Consider the following 2,648-nt stretch of genomic DNA (forward strand, 5'->3'; position numbering starts at 1 on the left):
CCCCCCATTCCCCCCGATCCCCCCGGCCGGTGCGTCGCCGTCGGCGGCTCCGACGGCGACGAGCAGCCAGAAGACCACGGTCACAAAGACCGCGGCGGAGAACACGACGGTGGGGAAGCCCAGCGCCGCCTCGGTGAACGTGCCCATGGCCGGCCTCCGATCCGTCGCTGTCCGAGCCCGGGTTTCTGCCGGTTCCCGGCAGCAGCCCCGCGCTCGCCCCTCCTTCGTGCTCTCGCGGGACCATCCTGCCGTTCACGAACTCCCTTGCGCATTGCCGGACATCGGCAGTGTTCATTAGGGTCTGTATGCCGGGCGGCGTTAAGAGGGAGTCACCGGCGCGTCAAGAACTCGGGGGTGTGCGTGACAGGCGCGGAGATTCCAGCCGACTATGTGAGCGGCTGTGCCGGGATACTGGCCGATGTCTCCACGACGGGCCGCCGGCTGACCCGCGATGAGCTGGACTCCCGCCGCGAACTGGGGGAGCGGGCCGCCGAGGCGGGCTACGGACTGCGCGCGCTGATCAGCGCCCATCTCACCGCGGCCCAGGCCGCCTGGCCCAGCGCGCCGGGGAGTTCGGACAGCGCGCTGGCGGGCGTGCACCAGATCATCGACGCCGTCGTCGAGGGCTACGAGCGCGCCCAGCGGCTCGCGGTGCGTCAGGAGGAGGCGGCGCGCCGGGAGTTCATCGACGACCTGCTGTACGGCCGCAGCGACCTGGGCCACTTGGCCGAGCGCGCCGAGCGGTTCGGGCTGCGCCTCTCCCACGCGCACGCGGTGGCCGTGGCGTGCGGCGCGGCGGCGTACGGCGAGGGCGACGCGGTGGCCCGGCAGATCGAGCGGGCGCTGATCGCCCGCTTCGGCGACCGCAGCATCCTGCTCACCACGAAGGACGGCCGGCTGCTGTGCGTGGCCCCCGGCGACCAGGAGGAGGTGCTGGGCTACTTCGCCAAGCAGGCGTTCGCCGCGACCGACGGCGGCCAGGTCGCGGTCGGCCGCGCCCAGCCGGGCCCCGGCGGGGTGGTGCAGTCGTACGAGGAGGCGCTGAGCGTCCTCGACCTGGCCGACCGCATGGAGCTGACCGCGCCCGTGCTGTACGCCGCCGACCTGCTGGTCTATCCGGTGCTCACCCGGGACCGGCAGGCGATGGCGGACCTGGTCACCCACACCCTGGGCTCGCTGACCAAGGCCCGCGGCGGCGCCCTGCCCCTCCTGGAGACCCTCTCCGTCTACTTCGACTCCGGCTGCGTGGCGACGGAGGCCGCCCGCCGCCTCTCGCTGAGCGTGCGGGCCCTCACCTACCGCCTCCAGCGCATCCACCAGCTGACCGGTGCCAATCCCGCCGACCCCACACACCGCTACATGCTGCAGACCGCGGTCATCGGCGCCCGGCTGCTGGGCTGGCCGGAGACGGAGCTGTGATATGAACTACTCTGCACGTAGTGGAACGGATGGAGCACTACGCATGGAGTGGCTTCAATGGTGCGCAGAAACGACGAACGGCGGGCCTCGCTGGTCGACGCCGCCATCGAGGTACTGGCCCGGGAGGGCGCCCGGGGGCTGACCTTCCGCGCGGTCGACACCGCGGCCGGCGTGCCGCCGGGCACCGCCTCCAACTACTTCACCAGCCGCGACGAGCTGCTCACCCAGGCGGGCGCCCGGGTCTACGAGCGCCTCCAGCCGGACGAGGAGACCATCGCCCGGCAGCGCGCCGCCTCCCCGGACCGGGAGACGTACACGGCGCTGATGCGCGAACTCGTCGGCCGCGTCAGCTCGTTCCGCACCGGCTATCTCGCGCTCCTCGAACTGCGCCTGGAGGCCACCCGCAGGCCCCGGCTGCGCACGGTCCTCACCGAGCGGGTGCGCGCCGATGTCGAGGCCAACGTCGGCTACCACCTCTCCTCCGGGCTGCCCGGCGACGCGACCGCCGTCAAGCTGCTCTACCTCGCGTTCAACTGGCTCATCGTGGAACAGCTCACGCTGCCCGAGGTGCTGGACGAGGCCGAGCGGGACCGTCTGATCGCGGCGGCGGTGGAGCGGATCGTCACTCCCTGACCCGGTAGTGGTAGCGGTGCGAGAGGGTGAACCCGGCCCGCTCGTAGAGCCGCCGCGCCGCGTCGTTGGCCTCGGCGACCTGCAGATACAGCTGCTCGGCGCCCCGGCCCAGCGCCCAGTGGGCACCCGCGCGCAGCAGCCCCTCGGCGACCCCCCGGCGGCGGCAGTCGGGGCGGACGGCCACACAGAACACCCCCGCGGCGCCGGCCGAGGCGACGAACAGCGCGATGCCCGCGACGCGGCCGTCCCGCACCGCGCACGCGTACCCGGCCGGATCCGCGATCCGGGGGAGCACCTGCCGGCTGACGACGGCGCCGTCGCCGCCGCCGTCGAGTGCGTGGAAGGCGTCGAGCCAGGCCGCGGTGGGCGCGCCGGCGAGCTCGACAGCGCCCTGGCCACCACGCGCTCCGGCGCCCTCCGCGACCCGGGCCGCGGGCGCGGTGAGGGCCAGGACGGGCGCTGTGGACCGGTAGCCCCGGGCGGCGAGCCGCGCGTCGAGCGCCGAGTGCCGGTCCGCGGGGGTGACCTGGACGGCGGCCGGCAGCCCGTGCTCCGCGTAGAAGGCTTCGAGCGCTGCCAGCCCGTCCCCCTCCCCC

At 74.0% G+C, this 2,648-nt stretch carries 3 protein-coding genes; 2 read left to right on the forward strand and 1 reads right to left on the reverse strand.

Annotated elements, in window-relative coordinates; translation table 11 throughout:
* Window positions 1-360: 360 nt before the first annotated feature.
* Complete coding sequence (locus G5C65_RS35140; protein WP_165303114.1) at window positions 361-1,419, forward strand: helix-turn-helix domain-containing protein; 1,059 nt, start codon at window positions 361-363, stop codon at window positions 1,417-1,419.
* Between the two features lie 57 nt (window positions 1,420-1,476).
* Complete coding sequence (locus tag G5C65_RS35145; RefSeq protein WP_165303115.1) at window positions 1,477-2,052, forward strand: TetR/AcrR family transcriptional regulator; 576 nt, start codon at window positions 1,477-1,479, stop codon at window positions 2,050-2,052.
* Here the strand turns inward: G5C65_RS35145 and G5C65_RS35150 are convergent.
* On the reverse strand, window positions 2,042-2,648 hold a 607-nt coding region (locus G5C65_RS35150), incomplete at its 5' end, for a GNAT family N-acetyltransferase (protein ID WP_165303116.1). The genes G5C65_RS35145 and G5C65_RS35150 overlap by 11 nt on opposite strands.

Origin of the sequence: Streptomyces boncukensis (assembly GCF_011045075.1) — a bacterium.
Classification (GTDB): domain Bacteria; phylum Actinomycetota; class Actinomycetes; order Streptomycetales; family Streptomycetaceae; genus Streptomyces; species Streptomyces boncukensis.

Excerpts from the sequence above, each read along its gene's own strand:
- G5C65_RS35145 (WP_165303115.1), top strand. The coding sequence starts at position 1,477 with ATGGTGCGCAGAAACGACGAACGGCGGGCCTCGCTGGTCGACGCCGCC.